Source organism: Streptomyces naganishii JCM 4654, assembly GCF_014650575.1.
GTDB lineage: Bacteria > Actinomycetota > Actinomycetes > Streptomycetales > Streptomycetaceae > Streptomyces > Streptomyces naganishii.
Window position 1 is genome coordinate 129,976 of sequence record NZ_BMVF01000012.1, and the last position, 18,518, is coordinate 148,493.

Here is an 18,518-nt window from a genome sequence, read left to right on the forward strand (position 1 = left end):
CGTACCCCACACTGGGTCCGGTGCCTGAGTCCTCGGAGCGCGGCCGATCCGTCCCCCACGGGTCCCACACCCCCGCCGCTTCGCTCATCGCGTACGGGACGGACAGCGGCGAGGCCGCCGACTCCGCCCCCCGAGTACCGCTGCCGCACAGCTCAGCAGCGAACATCCTGGAGGTCGCCCCCGTGCAGACCCAGACCCTCGCCCAGACCGACGTCGCCCCCGACCGCGTCATCGCGGCCGTACCCCCGCAGGACAGGGCCGGGCGCCACCCCGGGACGGAAGGCCCCGCCGAGGCCCCGTCCGAGCCGGAGGAACCTCCGGCGGGAGCGCTGGAGGGCGACGCCCCCGAGCCCGCCGAACCGGGCGACGCCCCCGAGCCCGTCGAACCGGCCCCCGCCCCCGCCCGCACCGAGTCCGGCGCGCCCTCCTCCGACCTGTTCCGCCAGTACCTGCGCGAGATCGGCCGCATCCCGCTGCTCACCGCCGCCGAGGAGGTCGAGCTCGCCCGGCGCGTGGAGGCCGGGCTGTTCGCCGAGGAGAAACTGGCCGGCACCCCCGACCTGGACTCCCAGCTCGCCCTGGACCTGGACCGCCTCGTCGTCATGGGGCGGATGGCCAAGCGCCGGCTCATCGAGGCGAACCTCCGGCTCGTCGTCTCCGTCGCCAAGCGGTACGTGGGGCGCGGGCTCACCATGCTCGACCTCGTGCAGGAGGGCAACCTCGGGCTGATCAGGGCGGTGGAGAAGTTCGACTACGCCCGCGGCTACAAGTTCTCCACCTACGCCACCTGGTGGATCCGGCAGGCCATGTCCCGGGCGCTGGCCGACCAGGCCCGCACCATCCGGGTCCCTGTCCACGTCGTCGAGCTCATCAACCGGGTCGTGCGCGTGCAGCGCCGGATCCTCCAGGAACGGGGCTACGAGCCGACGCCCGACGAGGTCGCCGCCCATCTCGAACTGCCGCCCGAGCGGGTCAGCGAGGTGCTGCGCCTGGCCCAGGAGCCGGTCTCCCTGCACGCCCCGGTCGGCGAGGAGGACGACGTGGCCCTCGGCGACCTCATCGAGGACGGCGACGCCGCCTCCCCGGTGGAGTCCGCCGCCTTCCTGCTGCTGCGCGAGCACCTGGACGCCGTGCTGTCGACGCTCGGGGAGCGCGAGCGCAAGGTCGTCCAGCTGCGCTACGGGCTGGCCGACGGGCGGCCGCGCACCCTGGAGGAGATAGGGCGCATCTTCGGCGTGACCCGCGAGCGGATCCGGCAGATCGAGTCCAAGACCCTCAACAAGCTGCGCGACCACGCCTTCGCCGACCAGCTGCGCGGCTACCTGGACTGAGAAGGGGCCGCCGCGCGGACGGCGGCCCCCCGTGCCTCAGTCGACCTCCGCGACCGCCTGCGCGAACTGCGCCTTGTAGAGCCGCGCGTAGGCCCCGTCGGCCTCCAGCAGCTCGTCGTGGGCGCCCTGTTCGACGATCGAGCCGTTCTCCATGACGAGGATCGTGTCCGCGTCCCGGATCGTGGAGAGCCGGTGCGCGATGACGAACGACGTCCGGCCGTGCTGGAGTTTGGCCATCGCCTTCTGGATCAGCACCTCGGTGCGGGTGTCCACCGAGCTGGTCGCCTCGTCCAGGACCAGGATCACCGGGTCGGACAGGAACGCCCGCGCGATGGTGATGAGCTGCTTCTCACCGGCGCTCACCCCGGAGCCCTCGTCGTCGATCACCGTGTCGTAGCCCTCGGGCAGGGTGCGGATGAACCGGTCCGCGTGGGCCGCCCGCGCCGCCTCCTCGATCTCCCCGCGCGTGACCTGGCGGGAGGCTCCGTAGGCGATGTTCTCCGCGATGGTGCCGCCGAACAGCCAGGTGTCCTGGAGCACCATGCCGATGCCGGAGCGCAGTTCGTCCCGCGACATGCGCGCGATGTCCACGCCGTCCAGGGTGATCCGCCCGCTGGTGACGTCGTAGAACCGCATCAGCAGGTTGACCAGCGTGGTCTTGCCCGCGCCGGTCGGGCCGACGATCGCGACCGTGTGACCGGGCTCGACCTTCAGGGACAGGTCCTCGATGAGCGGCTTGTCCTCGTCGTAGCGGAAGGACACGTGCTCCAGCGCGACCCGCCCGCGCAGCTGCTCCGGCCGCACGCCCGGCACCGGGTCCGCCTCCTGCTCCTCGGCGTCCAGGAGTTCGAAGATCCGCTCGGCCGAGGCGACGCCCGACTGCACCAGGTTCGCCATCGAGGCGACCTGGGTCAGCGGCATCGAGAACTGCCGCGAGTACTGGATGAACGCCTGCACGTCACCGATCGACAGCGCGCCGGAGGCCACCCTGAGCCCGCCGACGACCGCCACCAGCACGTAGTTGATGTTCGAGACGAACATCATCAGCGGCTGCATGATGCCGCTGTTGAACTGCGCCCTGAACCCGGCCTCGTACAGCGCCTCGTTCTGCTCGGCGAACTGCCGCGCCGACTCCTCCTGCCGGCCGAACACCTTCACCAGGGTGTGCCCGGTGTACATCTCCTCGATGTGCGCGTTCAGCTTGCCGGTGGAGCGCCACTGCTGCACGAAGTGCGGCTGCGACCGCTTGCCCACGCGGGTGGCGACGACGAACGACAGCGGCACGGTCACCAGCGCGACCAGCGCCAGGATCCAGGAGACGTAGAACATCATCACCAGCACGCCGATGATGGTCAGCACCGAGTTGATGAGCTGGCCCATCGACTGCTGGAGCGTCTGCCCGATGTTGTCGATGTCGTTGGTGGCGCGCGAGAGCACCTCGCCGCGCTGGCGCTTGTCGAAGTACGACAGCGGCAGCCGCGACAGCTTCGTCTGCACGTCCTCGCGCATGCGGAACATGGTGCGGTTCACCGACCGGTTCACCAGCCGCGTCGCCACCGCCATCAGCAGGCCTGCCGCCAGGAACGTGCCGAGCGCGAACAGCAGGACCTCGCCCACGGCGCCGAAGTCGATGCCCTTGCCCGGGGTGAAGTCGGTGCCGCCCAGCATGTCGGCGATGCCGCCCTGGCCGCGCCGGCGCATCGAGTCGAGCACCTGCTCCTTGGTCAGCCCCGACGGCATCTGCCGTCCGACGATCCCGGCGAAGACCAGGTCGGTGGCCCTGCCGAGGATCTTCGGCCCGATCACGCTGAGCGTGACGCTGACGACCACGCACAGCACCAGCGCGTACATCGTGTACCGCTCGGGCCGGAAGTGCCCGAGGAGCCGCCGGCCCGACGTCTTGAAGTCCATCGAGCGGTTGTCGGGGCCGCCGCCGGCCATCATCCGCCCCATCGGCCCGGCCATCAGGCAGCCTCCGCTTCCGTCAGCTGGGAGAGCACGATCTCCCGGTAGGTCTCGTTGTCCGCCATCAGCTCGTGGTGGCGGCCGGTGCCGACGACCCGTCCCTCGTCCAGTACGACGATCCGGTCGGCGTCCCGGATGGTCGCCACCCGCTGGGCGACGATCACCACGGTCGCCTCGGCGGTCTCGCGCGCGAGCGCGGCGCGCAGGGCGGCGTCGGTGGCGTAGTCGAGCGCGGAGAAGGAGTCGTCGAAGAGGTAGATCTCCGGGCGCTGCACCAGGGTGCGGGCGATGGCCAGGCGCTGGCGCTGACCGCCGGAGACGTTGGTGCCGCCCTGGGCGATCGGCGCGTCCAGCCCGCCCTCCAGCCGGGAGACGAACTCCTTGGCCTGCGCCACCTCCAGCGCGTGCCACAGCTCCTCGTCGGTGGCGTCCGGGTTGCCGTAGCGCAGGTTGGTCGCCACCGTGCCCGCGAACAGGTACGGCTTCTGCGGGACCAGGCCGACCGTGCGCGCCAGCAGCGCCGGCTCCACCCGCTGCACGTCCACCCCGTCGACGAGGATCTCCCCGTCGGTGGCGTCGAACAGCCGGGGCACCAGGCCCAGCAGGGTGGACTTGCCGCTGCCGGTGGACCCGATGACGGCGGTGACCTCGCCGGGGCGGGCCACCAGGTCGACGGCCTTGAGGACGGGCTCCTCGGCGCCCGGGTAGCGGAAGCCGGCCTGACGGATCTCCAGATGCCCGTGGCGGCGCAGCTCGAGCACCGGGGCGCTCGGCGGCACGACGCTGGACTCGGTGTCCAAAACCTCCTCGATGCGCTCGGCGCACACCTCCGCGCGCGGCACCATCATGAACATGAAGGTGGCCATCATCACGGACATCACGATCTGCATCAGATAGGCGAGGAACGCGGTCAGGTCGCCGATCTGCATGCCGCCGCTGTCGATGCGGTGGGCGCCGAACCACACCACCGCGATGGACGACAGGTTCACCACCGTCATCACCATCGGGAACATCAGCGCGAGCAGCCGGCCGGTGGCCAGCGCCATCTCGGTGAGGTCCCCGTTGGCCCGGCGGAAGCGGTCCTTCTCGTACTCGTCGCGGACGAAGGCGCGGATGACGCGGTTGCCGGTGATCTGCTCGCGCAGCACCCGGTTCACCGTGTCCAGCCGTGTCTGCATGGAACGGAACAGCGGGCGCAGCCGGCGCACGATCAGCGTCACGCAGATGCCGAGCACCGGTACGACGGCGACCAGGACGCCCGACAGCGGCACGTCCAGGCCGAGGGCGAGCACCACACCGCCCACGCACATGATGGGCGCCGACACCATCAGGGTGAACGTCATCAGGGCCAGCATCTGGACCTGCTGGACGTCGTTGGTCGTACGGGTGATGAGGGAGGGCGCCCCGAAGTGCCCGACCTCGCGCGCCGAGAAGGACTGCACGCGGTCGAAGACGGCCGCGCGGACGTCCCGCCCGAGCGAGGAGGCGGTGCGGGCGCCGTAGTACACGGCGCCGATGTTGCACACCACCTGCGCCAGCGAGATGGCGATCATCACGCCGCCGTACGTCAGGATGTAACCGGTGTCACCCTTCACCACACCGTTGTCGATGATGTGGGCGTTCAGCGTGGGCAGGTAGAGGGTGGCGCACGTCTGCAGGAACTGCAGCAGCACCAGGAGGGCTATGGGTTTCTTGTAGGGCCTGAGATAGGTCCGCAGAAGTCTTATGAGCACACTGGTCTCTCGGAGTCGGCGGTGGGGGGCGGTCGGTGTCCCCTGGCCCCTATCGTCGGACACTCCACCCGCGTTACCTCAACTGATTAACCCAATAGCGGTCCACCGGCCGAGCCGCCCTCGGCCGGTGGTCCTACGCCGTCCGGGTCATCCCCGCCCCAAGGGGCCGCCCGGACAGGGGACGTCACAGGGCATCACGGGCGGAACGCCCCGGGGTGGGTCTGCTCGCGCACCGACACGTACTGCTGGCGCACCGCCTGCCCCACCGCCAGTTCCTCGCCCGGCTCCAGCACCTGGGCCACCGCGCCCTGCCAGGCGGGCGGGGTGCGCGGGTCGAGGGCGCCCTGGGAGACGCCGAGCGCCCAGGCCGCCTGCCGGGCCGCGCCGATCGCCGCGTAGTCCGCGGGCTGCGGCACCACCACCTGCGCGCCGAACAGCGAGGGCGCGGCGGCCTGCACGGCCGGCAGCTCCGCCGTCTGCCCCAGCAGGAACACGCGCCGCACCTCCACGCCCCGGCCGCGCAGTACGTCCAGCGCGTCCGCGAGCCCGCACAGCATCCCCTCGAACGCGGCCCGCGCCAGGTGCTCCGGCTTCATCGACTCGCGCCTGAGACCCGCGAGCGTCCCGGCGGTGTGCGGCAGGCTCGGCGTCCGCTCGCCCTCCAGATACGGCAGCAGGACCAGCCCGTGCGCCCCGGGCGTCGACTTCATCGCCAGGTCGGACAGGGCCTCGAGGTCGGCGAGGCCCAGCAGTTCGGCGGTGCCGCGCAGGGCCCGCACCGCGTTGAGTGTGGTGACGACCGGCAGGTGCATGCCGGTGGCGTCCGCGAGCGAGGTGATCATCCCGCTCTGGTCGACCAGCGCCTCGGGGTGCACGGCCATCACCGAGCCGGAGGCGCCCAGGGAGACCACCGCGTCACCGAGGCCGAGGCCCAGACCGAAGGCGGCGGCCATGGTCTCGCCGGTGCCGGCGGAGATCAGCAAACCCTCCGGGGTCGTACCGGCCGCGTCGGCGGGGCCGATCACCTCCGGGAGCACCGCCTGGTGGCCGAGGGCCAGCTCGACCAGGTCGGGGCGGTAGGCGCCGGTGGCCGCGGACCAGTAGCCGGTGCCGGAGGCGCCGCCGCGGTCGGTGGTCCGTCTGACCGGACGGCCGAGCAGCTGCCACACCAGCCAGTCGTGCGCCTGCATCAGCACGGCGGTGCGGCGCGCGGCCTCGGGTTCGTTCTTGGCGAGCCAGCGCAGCTTGGTCACCGGCTGCGCGGCCTGCGGGACGCAGCCCACCGCCTGCGCCCAGGCCTCGCGGCCGCCGAGCGCGTCGATCAGGTCCGCGGCGGCCACCTGGGCCCGCCGGTCGCCGCCGACCAGCGCGGGCCGCACGGTGGCGCCCTGGCCGTCCAGCGGGATCAGCGCGTTCTGCTGCGCGGAGACGCCGATGGCCTGCACACCCTCCAGCAGCCCGCCGCCGGCGGCCTCCCCGAGAGAGAGCAGCCAGGCCTGCGGGTCCACGTCGGAGGGGCGGCCGCCTCCCTCGGGGCTCTCCACCGGATGCGGCGCGTATCCCTGCCGGAGCACGGCTCCCGTGTCCGTGTCGCAGACCACGATGCGAGTGAAATCGGGCGAACTGTCCAACCCGGCGACTATCCCCATGGCGAAAATTCTGCCGTACGGCGAGGGGTGGCCGCGCCGTATGCCGGTGGGAGCGCGGGGGAGCGGGCGGCGGGCGCCCCCGTACACGCGGGTAGCCGCCCCCGTACGGTGCGGGTGGGGCTGCCCCCGTACACGCGAAAGGGTGCCCTCGGACGGCCGTCCGAGGGCACCCACTCGCCGTGGCGGGACCGCTGTACTACGTGTTGCTCGTGCCCCAGTCGTCCGCGCCGCTGCCGTTGCCGTGGGCCCGCAGCGAGCGCACCCGCTCGGCCACCGCCTCGGGAACGTGGTCGCCGACCTTCTCGCTGACCACGTGGTACGCCTTGCCGGCGAACTGGCGGCTCTGCTGTGCCGCCGTCTCGGCGGTGTTGCGCACCGCGGGGTTCTGGGCGACCTGGCGGGCGGAACTCCTCAGCTGCTCGTAGCGTTCGCGCCCGGCCTTCGTGCCCAGCACGTAGCCCAGCGCGAGCCCTGCGATGAACGCGAGCCGGTAACGCATGGTGGCCACCCTTCCTTGCCTCGTGGGTCAGAGCCCGGGGATGCCCGGGGATACCGATTGGCGGAGCACCCCCCTGCTTGCGCTAATGTATGTGTCGCAGCGAGCGCGCGCCCCCTGGCGAATACCCAGGTAGGCACGTTCGATGCAACGAGGCATTCCTCCGTAGCTCAATTGGCAGAGCAGCCGGCTGTTAACCGGCAGGTTACTGGTTCGAGTCCAGTCGGGGGAGCTCGGTCCTCCGTAGCTCAATTGGCAGAGCAGCCGGCTGTTAACCGGCAGGTTACTGGTTCGAGTCCAGTCGGGGGAGCATGCTGAACGAGGACCCCGCCGGGGTCCTTTTTCATGTCGCGGGAAGCCGACCATGGCGAAGCAGGAGATCGTATGAGCGGCTATGCTGCGGCAGACGGCGCACACACATGTACGCGACGCGCCGAACGGGGCGGTAGCTCAGCCGGTTAGAGCAGCGGACTCATAATCCGTCGGCCGTGGGTTCGAGTCCCACCCGCCCCACCAGGCTCTACCCGCGCAGAATCGATATGACCTGCGGCCGCGCGCGGGGTGCCTTGGTCAAAGTCTGCGGCCCCCGGACCGGTTCCGGGGGCCGCAGGCGCGTGTTGGCCGGGTTTTGCACCCGGCCGGAGGAACGCCTCGCGCGGCCTTCGGCGGTCCCGTGCGTCAGGTGCTGTCGTCGGCGGGGTCCGCCGTGTCCGGGAGGTCGTCCCGGTCGCCCTCGGCCTGTGACGGTGTCGGATACGGCGTGTCCGGCGGCTCGGCGTTGCGCCGGGTGCCCGCGTCGTCCCGCTCGCCCTCGGCCTGGGATGGGGTGTGCTCTCTCATCGTGGTGACTCCTGGGGCTCCTGGTGACTCCTCTGGGACGGGGATGGTCACTCGGAGGCCGGGTACCCCGGCGTGCGGTCCGCTACCGGCGTGCGGTCCGCTACCGGCGCGCGGGGCGCCTGCGGGTCCGGGGGTGGGGGCGTCTGCTGGGCCGGGGGCGCCTGCGCGGTGGGAGGCGGCTGCGGTGCCTGCGAGGGCTCCGGTGCCGGTGACGGCTCCGGTGCCGAGGGCTGCGGTGCCGGCGAGAGTCGCGGTGTGTCCGGGGCGGTGGTGCGGGATATCGCCGTGCGCAGGGCCGTGCGGATGCCGTCCGGCGGTACGGGGCCGTCCGGCAGGGCGCCGGCGGTGACGGCGGCGGCCACCTCGCGCAGTTTGGTGTTCGAGCGCTGGGAGGTCTCGCGCAGGATGTCCCAGGCCTGTTCGGGCGTGCAGGAGTGGGCGGCCATCAGGATGCCGCGCGCCTGGTCGATCACCGGGCGGGCCACCATGGCCTCGCGGAGCTGCCCGACCTCCTCGCGCAGCCGAAGCAGCCGCTCCGTGCGCTCCAGGGCCACCGCCGAGCCGGTCAGGGTTTCAGGCGACGGATGCGCACACCCGTCGGGCGGCGGACGCAGCGGGTCGGCGGTGTCCAGGCCCGCCAGCTCCAGCACCCGGCGCGGCTGACCGGTCCAGCCGGTGGCCGTCACCTCGACCAGGTGACCCCGGCCGTGCTCGTCGAGCACCTGGAGGAACTCCAGGCCGGTGGTGTCCATGAAGGTCACCCGCGACACGTCGAGCTCCACCCGGACGACCCCGGGCGGCAGTTCGGCCAGTGCCTTGGCCAGCGTCTGCGTACAGCCGTGGACCAGTTCCCCGCGCGGGGTGAGGAAGGCCCGGCCGTCCTGGTCCGTGCGCACGCCGATGGTCAGCGTGTCGACAAGGGCGTGCAACCGCAGTGCGAGAGGTGGTGGCGCCGTTGAGGTCATGTCCCCGCCTTGTTCGTCCCCGGCAGTCCCCGCGCGACCTGGCGACGTCGCGCTCCCCGTCGCCGCCGGGCCGCGGCCGTGGGGGCCGCGGGTCGAAACGCCATGGTCTGCCTCCCGGCGGTGCTTTCGTGCACCTGCCCACTGCTCTCCGCCGTACACGCAATCGTGGTGATACGGGCTGATTCTTGACGAACCCGTGGGACGCATGGGGCTCGTACGGGGCGGGCAGGGGGCGGAGGCGGGGCGCGTGAGAGGGGCGCGGATCATACTGTTGAGCGAGCAGTGGAGCAACGGGGAGGCGGTGTGGACGTGCCGGGAGCAGAGCGGAACGCGCCGGGCGGATGCGTGGCGCCCGGCGCGGGGCCGCGGCTGAGCGTGTCGCCGCCGTCCGGGCACGGCGGACCGCGGGCGGAGGGTGAAGTGAACCTGGCCACACGGAGGGTCCGCGAGCGCGCGGGGGAACGGGCGGTGCGCGACGCCGGCGACGTCCACGGCCCGGGGCCGTCGGCCGTGACCCTCGCCGGCGTGGCCGGTGCCGGCGTACTCGCCGAGACCGTGGGCGGGCTCGGTCCGGGTCGCCCGACCGTGCCGCACCGGCCGCCGGCCGCGCTGCCCCGGATACTGGAGGTGTTCCGGATACTGGAGGTGTTCCGGCCCGGCCTGCCGGGAAGTGAGGTCCCCGCGTCATGACGACCGTCGTCACAGAACCGTTCGTCCACCCCGCCCTGTTCTACCGGGACGAGGCGGAGTACCTGGCGGGCACCGTCCCCTTCGTACGCGCGGGCCTCGAGTCCGGCGAGCCGGTCGCGGTGGCCGTCCCCGGCGAGAACCTGCGGCTGATCGAGGCGGAACTGGGCGCGGACGCCGCCGCCGTACGGCTGCTGGACATGCGGCAGGCCGGACGCAACCCCGGCCGGATCATCCCCGGCGTGCTGCGCGCCTTCGCCGACGCCCAGGCGGCCGGCCGCCGCGTGCGGATCATCGGCGAGCCGATCTGGGCCGGCCGCACGCCCAGCGAGTACCCGGCCTGCGTGCAGCACGAGGCGCTGATCAACGCCGCGTTCGAGGGCCGCGAGGTCACCATCCTGTGCCCGTACGACGCCGTGCGGCTGGACGAGCGGACCCTCGCCGACGCGCACGCCACCCACCCCGTCGTCATCCCCTCCGGCGCCACCGCCGGACGGGACAGCGTCGCCTACGCCCCCGACCACGTCCTCGGCCGGTACAACGAGCCGCTGGCGCCCGCGCCGGACGCGCTGTGCTTCGCCTTCACCGCGCAGACGCTCTCACGGGCGCGGCACGTGGCCACCGCCGAGGGTGCCCGGCTGGGTCTGGTGGACACCCGCCTGGAGGACCTGGCGCTGGTCACGGCCGAGCTGACCACCAACAGCGTGGTGCACGGCGGCGGTTCGGGCGAGCTGCGGGTGTGGGCGGAGAACGGCGAGGTGCTGTGCGAGGTGCGCGACCGGGGCCGCCTCGCCGACCCGCTGGCCGGACGCCGGCCCGCCGCCCGCGACCAGCGTGGCGGCCGCGGCCTGCTGCTGGTCAACCTCGTCGCCGACCTGGTGCGCGTGCACACCGGGGAGAAGGGCACCACGGTCCGCTGCTGGTTCGCTCCCTGAACGGCCCAAGTGGCCTGACGGCCGCGCGGGTTCGCGTCACGGGTTCGCGTACGGCTCTGCCGGGGCCCCGCGCGGGCTACGCGCCCAGCGGGTCCAGCACCAGCGGCTCGATCCTGCCCTCCAGCATGGCGCCCAGGCCCTGGACCGCGCACACGTCCGGCCGTTCGGCGATGTGCACCGGTACGCCGGTGGCCTGGCGCAGCATCTGGTCCAGGCCCGGGAGCAGCGCGGAGCCGCCCACCATCATGATCCCCCGGTCGGCGACGTCGGCCACCAGGTCCGGCGGGCACTCGCGCAGCACGCGGTAGATGCCGTCGAGCACGGCGGTCAGCGGCGTCTGGATGGCGTCCCGTACGGCGGCGGTGTCGACCCGCACCGAGCGGGCGAGGCCCGTGGCCACGTCGCGGCCGTGGATCTCGGTGGACGACGGGCCCTGCGGGGTGAGCCCGTTGCCGGACAGGGCGAGCTGGAGCGGCCGTACGGACTGGCTGGGCAGCATCAACTCGTGTGCGTGGCGCAGGTGCTGGACGATCGCGTGGTCGACCGCCTCGCCGCCGACCGGGATGCGCTCGGCGGTGACGATCGAGCCCAGCGAGAGCACGGCGACCTGGGTCGCCGCGGCCCCGCACACCATGATCATGGTGGCCTCGGCCCGTTCCACGGGCAGCCCGCAGCCGACCGCCGCCGCGATGAGGGTGTCGACGAGTTCGACCCGGCGGGCGCCGAGCCCGACCAGCGTCTCGATCGTGGCGCGCTGGGCCAGCGGGTCGGCGTCGTGCGGGGTGCAGGCGGCGGCCCGCAGCCGGGGCTTGCGGCGCAGGCTGCGGCGCATCCGGTCGCCGAGCAGATGGCGCAGCATGCGCTGGGCCATCTCGATGTCGACGACGGTGCCGCCGGACACCGGACGGGCCACGCGGATGTAGTCGGGGGTGCGGCCGGTCATCTTCTCGGCGAACTCGCCGACCGCGATCAGCGCTCCGGTACGGGTGTTGACGGCGGCGACCGAGGGCTGGTCGACCACGAGGCCCGCGCCCTTGACGTACACCCGGGTCCGGGCCGCTCCCAGGTCGACGGCGAAATGGCAGCGGCGCAACTGCTCCAGACTTGCGGTCACGGCAGATCCTCCCGGGTGCGCGGTCCGTGGCGGCCACCGGGCGGCGGCCTTCTTCGTCATCGTGCGCGGGCCGGGGAGCGGGCGCCTGTTCAAGGGGGCCGGGCGGGGTGCCGCTGGATGAGTGCATTTTAGGGTTATGTGCTGAATAAGCGCCAGATAAAGGGGAATCGGGGCCGGTGCGACGGCGGGAACCCGCCAGGGCGCCAAACCGCCAGCACCTCCCAACTCCCCAGCCCCACAAGGCTTCTGCCACTCTTCGCAGCACCCGACGAAGAGAGGCACGGATGAGCAGAGGACCAGCCCGACGGAGAGCGGCCCTCCTGTCCGCCGGGCTCGTGATCGCCCTGCTGCCGGCCGCGCCGGCGACCGCGCGGGAGACGACCGCCGGGTCGCCGCCCACGGCCTCCGGACCGCCGCCCACGGCCTCCGGACCGCCGCCCACGGCCTCCGGACCGCCGCCCACGGTCTCCGGGCCGCCGCCCACGGCGTCCGCGTCCGTCACTCTCGTCACCGGCGACAAGGTCACCGTCACCGGCCTCGGCGGCGGCCGCCGTACCGTCACCGTGCGGCGGCCCCCGGGCGCCACGGGAGCCGTGCGCACCCGCACGGTGAACGGCGACATCAGCGTCGTACCGGACGAGGCGCTGCCCTATCTGCGGGCGGGCCGCCTGGACCGGCGGCTGTTCGACGTGAGCGCGCTGATCCGGCAGGGGCTCGGCGACGCGAGCACCGGTGAGCTGCCGTTGATCGTGACCGACGGCAGGGGCGGGGCCCTGTCGGGACTGGCCGGGGCGCGGCGGACCCGGTCCCTGGCCAGTGTGGGCGGGGCCGCCGTCGAGGCCGCCAAGGGCCGTGCCTTCTGGCGGGCGTTCACGGGGGAGCACTCCGCCGCCGGCAAGGTGTGGCTCGACGGGCGGGTGCGGGCCGTCATGGCCGAGAGCAACGCGCAGATCGGCACACCGGCCGCCTGGGACGCCGGGCTCACCGGCAAGGGCGTCACCGTCGCCGTCCTGGACACCGGCGTGGACGCCGCCCACCCGGACCTCACCGGCCGCGTCCGGGTGGCCAAGGACTTCACCGGCGGCGGCGACACCGCCGACCGCGACGGCCACGGCACCCACGTCACCTCCACCGTGGGCGGCAGCGGCGCTGCCTCCGGCGGCAAGGAGAAGGGGGTCGCGCCGGACGCCACGCTCGCCGTCGGCAAGGTGCTCGGCGACCAGGGGTCCGGCAGCGAGTCGCAGATCATCGCCGGGATGGAGTGGGCCGCGCGGGACGTGCGCGCGCGGATCGTCTCCATGAGCCTCGGCTCCACCGAGCCCAGCGACGGCACCGACCCCATGGCGCTGGCCGTCGACACCCTCTCCAGACAGACCGGCGCGCTCTTCGTCGTCGCCGCCGGCAACACCGGCGCTCCCTCCTCCATCGGCTCGCCCGGCGCCGCCGACGCCGCGCTCACCGTGGGCGCCGTCGACTCCGCCGACCGGGCCGCGTACTTCACCAGCGCCGGACCGCGCGCCGGCGACGACGCCCTCAAGCCCGACCTCGCGGCCCCCGGCGTGGACATCCTCGCCGCCCGCTCCCAACTCGCCCAGGGCAGCGGCTACTACACCACCATGAGCGGTACGTCCATGGCGGCGCCCCATGTCGCCGGGGCCGCGGCGCTGCTCGCGCAGGAGCACCCCGACTGGGACGGCGCCCGCCTCAAGGACGCGCTGATGTCGACGTCGAAGCCGCTCGACGCCTCCGCCTACCTGCTGGGCGCGGGCCGGGTGAGCGTGCCCGACGCCGTGCGCGCGGGGATCACCGCCACCGGCAGCGCCGACCTCGGCTTCCTGCGCTGGCCCTACCCGGCGGACAAGCCGGTGACGAGGACCCTGACGTACACCAACTCCTCCGACGCGGCGGTGCGGCTGAGCCTCGCCGTGCGGGGCGCACCGGACGGCGTGGCCACGCTCGCCGACTCCGCGCTCACCGTGCCCGCGCACGGCACCGCCACCACCACGGTCACCGGCGACGGGACGAAGGCCCCGGTCGGCGAGACCAGCGGGCAGATCGTCGCCTCGGCCGACGGGACGCCGGTCGCGCACACCGTGTTCGGGCTGGTCAAGGAGGACGAGCGGTACACGCTCACCGTGCACGTCAAGGACCGCACGGGCGCCGCTGCCGCCGCCGACGTCACCGTGCAGCGGCTCGCCGCCGGCGCCGATCCCGGCACGGAGCACGCCGGTGACTCGGGCACCCTGCGGCTGCGGCTGAAGCCGGGCACGTACAGCCTCACCACCTTCCTCGATGTGCGCGGCAGCCACGGCGCCGACTCCCTCGGCCTCGGCTTCCTCGCCGCACCCGAGGTCGTCCTCGACCGGGACCGCGAGGTCACCCTGGACGGCCGCGGGCTGCGGGAGATCAGGGCCGCCGTCGCCCGCCGCACCGAGACGCGGCAACTGCTCATGGAGTACGACCGCGACGCCGGCGGCTCGGACCTGTCCGAGGCGGTCCAGGTGCCGGTGACGTACGACAGCGTCTTCGCCGCGCCGACGCGGAAGGTCACCCGGGGCGGCTTCGAGTACCGGACGGTGTGGCGGCTCGGCAAGCCGCGGCTGGAGGTCAGGGGGATCGGCGAGGCGGTCGCGCAGTCCGGCGGCACGCTGATCGAGGGACGCAGCCGGCTGCCGCTCGTCGACACCGGCGACGGCGACTTCGCCGGGAAGGACGTGCGGGGCAAGGCGGTGCTGGCCCGGCTCGCCGACGGCGCCGAGCCGGCCGCGCTCGCCCGGGCCGCCCAGGACGCGGGCGCGAAGGCGCTGTTCGTGACCGACGACGCGCCCGGGCGGCTCAGCGCCTGGTGGGGCACCGACGACAACGCCGACCGGCCGCTGCAGATCGCCACCGTGAACCAGGCGGACGCGGCCCGGCTGCGCGCCACCGGCCGGGTCGACATGACGGGGACGCGCGACACCCCGTACGTCTACGACCTGGAGCAGGGCCACCGGGGCGCGATCCCCGACCACGACCTCACGTACGCGCCGGACGGGCGCGAACTCGCCACCGTCCGGGCGAGGTTCCACGCCGTGCGGCCGGTGTCCCAGGCGTCCCCGGCGTCCGGCGGCGAGTTCCGGTACTCGATCACCGGCACCTTCCCGGTCGGCATCGGCTTCCAGGAGCGCATCGACTACCCGGCCGTACGCACCGACTACGTCTCCGCCGGTCCCGGCAGGCTCTGGCAGGAGTCGGTGACGGTCGGCGACGCCACCCTGGAGGAGCGCGGCGGGCTGGTCCGCTACACCGGAGGATCGCACCCGGTGCTCGACTGGTTCGGTCCCGTCTGGCACCCCTGGCTCGGCACCGGCCTCGGCTGGGGACAGCAACGGCAGGGAAACCAGCTGCGGTTCGACGCGCCCGGCTGGGGCGACTCGGGACCCGACCACACCGGTTTCGGGGACGTCTGGAGCCAGGACAGCGGCATGACCCAGACCACGTCCCTCTACACGGACGGCCGACTGACCGACCAGCGGTCCGACTCGACCGCCTACGCGTGGGACGCGCCCGCCGGTGAGCACACGTACCGGCTCGTCACGGACACCGCGCTGGACGCCGGCCGGTGGCGCCTCGCGAGCCGGGGGCACGCGGAGTGGACCTTCCGCTCCTCGGCCGCCCCGCAGGACCGCTGGACGACGCTGCCCCTGATCAACCTCGCCTTCGGCGTCGGCACCGGCCTCGCGGGCGACGTGCGCGCCGGCGGCCGCGTGCGCGTGGGCCTGCACGCGGAGTACGTCGCGGGAGCCACGGGGACCGGGACCGTCGGCGGGGGCCGGCTCGAGGTGTCGTACGACGAGGGCGCGACCTGGCGGCCGGTGGCGCTCACCGGCCGGGACGCCACCTGGCGGGGCACGCTGACCGTGCCGCGCGGCGCCGCCTCGGTGTCGCTGCGCGCTTCGGCGGGCGACGACCGGGGCGGCTTCGTGCGGCAGGAGGTCATCCGGGCGGTGGGGGTGCGGTGACCGCGCCTTCGTCGTGGCCGGCGATGCCCCGCACCACCCCCAGGGCGAGCAGGTCCTGGGGGCGCACGCGGAGCTCGCCGGCCGTGGCCGGCGCCTGCTCCGGCGGGCGCTTGAGGATCGCGGCGGCTAGCTCGGGCGCTATCACCGAGAAGTAACTGTCCGGCGTGGCCCAGGTGTCGCGGGGCGAGGCCAGGGCGAGGGCGCCGCCGGAGCCGCCCTCGCCGATCACCAGCGTGGTGACGGGCGTACGGGCCTCGGCGACCGCGGCGAACAGGTCCGCGATCGCGGCCCCGGCGCCCTGCCGCTCGGCCTCGGCGTCGTTCGCCGCGCCCGGGGTGTCCACCAGGGTCAGCACCGGGATGCCGAGCCGGTCCGCGAGCCGCACCAGCCGGGCGGCGGTGCGGTACCCGGCGGGCCGGGTCGCGGTGCCGGTCTGCGCGGCATAGGCGATCGTACGTCCCTCACGCTCGCCGAAACCGCACAGCATCCCGTCGTCCCGCCCGCCGCACCGGTCTCCGGAGATCGCCGCCCGCTGCTCGAAGTACGCGTCGAGATACCGCTCGGCGCGCGGCCGCTCCGGGGCGCGGGCCCGCCGGACGGCCTCCCAGCCGGTGGCGGGCAGAGCGGTGCGCGTGGCGGTGTCCGGTGTGGGCAGGGCGTGCGGTGGCGGGGCGCCGGTCGCCGACGGGGTGGTCAGGAGGCGGAGCCACAGGGCCAGGGTGGCGCGGAGTTCGCCGGGGGGCACGATCGCGTCCGCCGAGCCTGCCGCCAGCTGGGCCTCGGCGGTGTAGGCAGCCGGGTCGGCGCCGGCGGGCCGGACGCGGGAGCCGGCGAAGCCGATCTGGGCGCCGGGCAGGGCGAGGACCACGTCGGCGCCCGCGCCGAGGGTGGCCCAGCCGCCGCCCGTGGTCGGGTCGCGCACCACCGCGATCTGGGGCAGCCCGGCCGCCCGGGTGAGCGCGGACTGGCGGGCCACGCGCTGGAGCTGGGTGAGCGCGAGCATGCCCTCCTGCATCCTGCTGCCCCCGGTGGCGACCAGCGGGACGACGGGCAGGCGGTGCTCGCGGGCGTGGACGTACGCCGACTCCAGGCGGTCGCCGGTGCGTTCGCCCAGCGAGCCGCCGAGGAAGCCGAACTCGAAGGAGACCAGCACCGCCCGGGTGCCGCCGACGGTCGCGGTGCCGCACACCACCGACTCCCGCTCGCCGGTGCGTTCGGTGGCGCGGGCGCGCGCGGTGTCGTAGCCCCGCCAGCCGAGCGGGCCGTCCGGCTCCGAGTGACCGGCAGGATCCGGGAGTTCGGTGAAGTCGTCGGTGACGAGGGCGAGGGCCTGCCGGGCGGTGAGCCGCTCAGCCATGGGGCAGCGCCCGCTTCATGATCTTCCCCATGTCGTTGCGCGGGAGCGCGTCGAGGAGACGGACGGCGCGGGGCCGTTTGTGCGGGGCGAGCCGCCGGGCCACGTGGTCGGCCAGCTCCTCGGCGCCGGGCGGCGACTGCGGGTCGGCCGGCACGATCCAGGCGACGACGCGCTCCCCGAGGTCGGCGTCCGGCTCCCCGGTGACGGCCGCCTCCCGCACGCCCGGATGCTCCAGGAGCGCGTTCTCGATCTCGCCCGCGCCGATCTTGTAGCCGCCGCTCTTGATCAGGTCGGTGGCCTTGCGGCCGACGATGCGGACGTAGCCGTCCGGGTCGCGCACCGCCATGTCACCGGTGCGGAAGAACCCGTCGGCGGTGAACGCGGCGGCCGTCGCGTCGGGCCGGTTGAGGTACTCGGTGAACAGGTTCGGGCCGCGCACCTGGATCTCGCCGACCGTCTCCCCGTCGTACGCCGTCAGGGCCGTGCCGTCCTCCTCCACCAGCCGCAGTTCGACCCCCGGCAGCGGCACGCCCACCGTCCCGGCCCGCGCCTCGCCGTCGGCGCGGACGCTGGTGTTCATCAGCGTCTCCGTCATGCCGTACCGCTCGATCACCCGCCGCCCGGTCGCCGCCGCGATCCGCTCGTGGTCGTGCACGGGCAGCGCGGCGGACCCGGAGACCAGCAGCCGGGCGCCGGCGAGCGCCTTCGCCAGCGCCGGGTCGCCGGGCAGCGCCTCCGCGATCCGGTGGTACATGGTCGGCACCGCGAACAGCATGGTCGCCCCGGTGCTCAGCTCCCGCGCCACGCCCTCGGTGCCGAACCGCCCCAGGTGCCGCACGGCCCCGCCGCGCCGCAGCGGCCCGAGGACGCCGAGAACCAGCCCGTGCACATGGAACAGCGGCAGGCCCTGCACGAGCACGTCGTCCCCGGTCCACTGCCAGGCGTCGGCGAGCGCGTCCAGCGTGGTGGCGACGGCCCGGCGCGGGATGACGGCGCCCTTGGGCGGACCGGTGGTGCCGGAGGTGTAGACGACCAGGGCCGGGTCCTCCTCGCCCGCGTGGCCGTCGGGCAGCGGCGCGGTGGCGCGCACGTCGACGTCCACCCGCTCCAGTGCGGCGAGCACGGGCGGCAGTTCGGCGCCGGGGGCCGCGAGCACCAGCGAGGGCGCGCTGTCGGCCAGGATGTGCCCGAGCTCCTTCTCGCCCGACCTGGGGTTCAGCGGCACGGCGGCCACCCCGGCCAGGAGCACGCCCACCACCGCCACGGCCGTCTCCAGCTCCGGCGTCGCCCACACGGCGACCCGCTCCCGGCCGGCCACCCGCCGCCCGACGGCCCCGGCCGCCGCCGCGAGCCGCGCGTACGTCAGCGACCGCTCACCGAACCGCAGGGCGACTCGCTCGCCGGGGTCTTCCGTCAGGGCGGGAAAGAGCAAGGACACGCGAGGA

General features: G+C 74.0%; 13 protein-coding genes and 3 tRNA genes. 7 read left to right on the forward strand and 9 right to left on the reverse strand.

Annotation, left to right across the window (positions count from 1 at the left end):
* Positions 1-20: 20 nt before the first annotated feature.
* Positions 21-1,331: an RNA polymerase sigma factor gene (locus tag IE217_RS22280; RefSeq protein WP_190179685.1), complete on the forward strand. Its 1,311-nt coding sequence runs from the start codon at positions 21-23 to the stop codon at positions 1,329-1,331.
* 36 nt (positions 1,332-1,367) lie between these two features.
* On the opposite strand, the gene IE217_RS22285 is transcribed toward IE217_RS22280, so the two are convergent.
* From IE217_RS22285 to IE217_RS22300, 4 genes are all read right to left on the reverse strand, one after another.
* Positions 1,368-3,296 carry an ABC transporter ATP-binding protein gene (locus tag IE217_RS22285; RefSeq protein WP_190179686.1) on the reverse strand — a complete coding sequence of 643 codons (1,929 nt, stop codon included), beginning with the start codon at positions 3,294-3,296 and terminating at the stop codon, positions 1,368-1,370.
* Positions 3,296-5,029: an ABC transporter ATP-binding protein gene (locus IE217_RS22290; RefSeq protein ID WP_190179687.1), complete on the reverse strand. Its 1,734-nt coding sequence runs from the start codon at positions 5,027-5,029 to the stop codon at positions 3,296-3,298. Before IE217_RS22290 ends, IE217_RS22285 begins: the two co-directional genes overlap by 1 nt.
* A 194-nt stretch (positions 5,030-5,223) precedes the next feature.
* On the reverse strand, positions 5,224-6,678 hold the full coding sequence (locus tag IE217_RS22295) for a xylulokinase (protein ID WP_190179688.1): 1,455 nt from the start codon (positions 6,676-6,678) through the stop codon (positions 5,224-5,226).
* A gap of 196 nt (positions 6,679-6,874) precedes the next feature.
* The gene (locus tag IE217_RS22300) at positions 6,875-7,177 is read right to left on the reverse strand and encodes a YtxH domain-containing protein (protein WP_190179772.1); all 303 of its coding nucleotides are present in this window, start codon (positions 7,175-7,177) and stop codon (positions 6,875-6,877) included.
* A 156-nt stretch (positions 7,178-7,333) separates the two neighbouring features.
* Between IE217_RS22300 and IE217_RS22305 the strand changes: the two genes are divergently transcribed.
* The 3 genes from IE217_RS22305 to IE217_RS22315 all read left to right on the forward strand — a co-directional run bounded on the left by IE217_RS22305 (position 7,334) and on the right by IE217_RS22315 (position 7,690).
* Positions 7,334-7,406 (forward strand) — tRNA-Asn (locus IE217_RS22305).
* A 5-nt stretch (positions 7,407-7,411) separates the two neighbouring features.
* A tRNA-Asn gene (locus IE217_RS22310) sits at positions 7,412-7,484 on the forward strand.
* Between the two features lie 129 nt (positions 7,485-7,613).
* A tRNA-Ile gene (locus tag IE217_RS22315) sits at positions 7,614-7,690 on the forward strand.
* A 162-nt stretch (positions 7,691-7,852) separates the two neighbouring features.
* On the opposite strand, the gene IE217_RS22320 is transcribed toward IE217_RS22315, so the two are convergent.
* Positions 7,853-8,014: a hypothetical protein gene (locus IE217_RS22320; protein WP_190179689.1), complete on the reverse strand. Its 162-nt coding sequence runs from the start codon at positions 8,012-8,014 to the stop codon at positions 7,853-7,855.
* 47 nt (positions 8,015-8,061) lie between these two features.
* Positions 8,062-8,979: an ANTAR domain-containing response regulator gene (locus tag IE217_RS22325; RefSeq protein WP_308432758.1), complete on the reverse strand. Its 918-nt coding sequence runs from the start codon at positions 8,977-8,979 to the stop codon at positions 8,062-8,064.
* Between the two features lie 420 nt (positions 8,980-9,399).
* On the opposite strand from IE217_RS22325, the gene IE217_RS22330 reads away from it, so the two are divergent.
* Both IE217_RS22330 and IE217_RS22335 read left to right on the forward strand, forming a co-directional pair.
* Positions 9,400-9,669 carry an anti-anti-sigma factor gene (locus IE217_RS22330; protein WP_229865490.1) on the forward strand — a complete coding sequence of 90 codons (270 nt, stop codon included), beginning with the start codon at positions 9,400-9,402 and terminating at the stop codon, positions 9,667-9,669.
* Entirely contained in the window at positions 9,666-10,601 is a 936-nt protein-coding gene (locus tag IE217_RS22335; RefSeq protein WP_190179690.1) for an anti-sigma factor RsbA family regulatory protein, read from the forward strand. The genes IE217_RS22330 and IE217_RS22335 overlap by 4 nt, the downstream gene beginning before the upstream one ends.
* Positions 10,602-10,677: 76 nt before the next feature.
* Here the strand turns inward: IE217_RS22335 and IE217_RS22340 are convergent, their stop codons facing one another.
* A complete protein-coding gene (locus IE217_RS22340; protein ID WP_190179691.1) occupies positions 10,678-11,715 on the reverse strand; it encodes a rod shape-determining protein in 1,038 nt (345 codons plus the stop codon).
* 284 nt (positions 11,716-11,999) lie between these two features.
* Between IE217_RS22340 and IE217_RS22345 the strand changes: the two genes are divergently transcribed.
* Positions 12,000-15,716, forward strand: a complete 3,717-nt coding sequence (locus tag IE217_RS22345) for a S8 family serine peptidase (protein ID WP_190179692.1) — start codon at positions 12,000-12,002, stop codon at positions 15,714-15,716.
* On the opposite strand, the gene IE217_RS22350 is transcribed toward IE217_RS22345, so the two are convergent.
* The gene (locus IE217_RS22350; RefSeq protein ID WP_190179693.1) at positions 15,691-17,073 is read right to left on the reverse strand and encodes a carboxyl transferase domain-containing protein; all 1,383 of its coding nucleotides are present in this window, start codon (positions 17,071-17,073) and stop codon (positions 15,691-15,693) included. The genes IE217_RS22345 and IE217_RS22350 overlap by 26 nt on opposite strands.
* Complete coding sequence (locus tag IE217_RS22355) at positions 17,066-18,511, reverse strand: acyl-CoA synthetase (RefSeq protein ID WP_190179694.1); 1,446 nt, start codon at positions 18,509-18,511, stop codon at positions 17,066-17,068. The genes IE217_RS22350 and IE217_RS22355 overlap by 8 nt, the downstream gene beginning before the upstream one ends.
* Positions 18,512-18,518: the final 7 nt, after the last annotated feature.

What these genes read in the sequence shown, in the direction of transcription:
- IE217_RS22285 (WP_190179686.1), bottom strand. Translation starts at nt 3,296, where the DNA reads ATGGCCGGGCCGATGGGGCGGATGATGGCCGGCGGCGGCCCCGACAAC.
- IE217_RS22295 (WP_190179688.1), bottom strand. Translation starts at nt 6,678, where the DNA reads ATGGGGATAGTCGCCGGGTTGGACAGTTCGCCCGATTTCACTCGCATC.
- IE217_RS22300 (WP_190179772.1), bottom strand. Translation starts at nt 7,177, where the DNA reads ATGCGTTACCGGCTCGCGTTCATCGCAGGGCTCGCGCTGGGCTACGTG.
- IE217_RS22320 (WP_190179689.1), bottom strand. Translation starts at nt 8,014, where the DNA reads ATGAGAGAGCACACCCCATCCCAGGCCGAGGGCGAGCGGGACGACGCG.
- IE217_RS22325 (WP_308432758.1), bottom strand. Translation starts at nt 8,979, where the DNA reads ATGACCTCAACGGCGCCACCACCTCTCGCACTGCGGTTGCACGCCCTT.
- IE217_RS22335 (WP_190179690.1), top strand. Translation starts at nt 9,666, where the DNA reads ATGACGACCGTCGTCACAGAACCGTTCGTCCACCCCGCCCTGTTCTAC.
- IE217_RS22345 (WP_190179692.1), top strand. Translation starts at nt 12,000, where the DNA reads ATGAGCAGAGGACCAGCCCGACGGAGAGCGGCCCTCCTGTCCGCCGGG.
- IE217_RS22350 (WP_190179693.1), bottom strand. Translation starts at nt 17,073, where the DNA reads ATGGCTGAGCGGCTCACCGCCCGGCAGGCCCTCGCCCTCGTCACCGAC.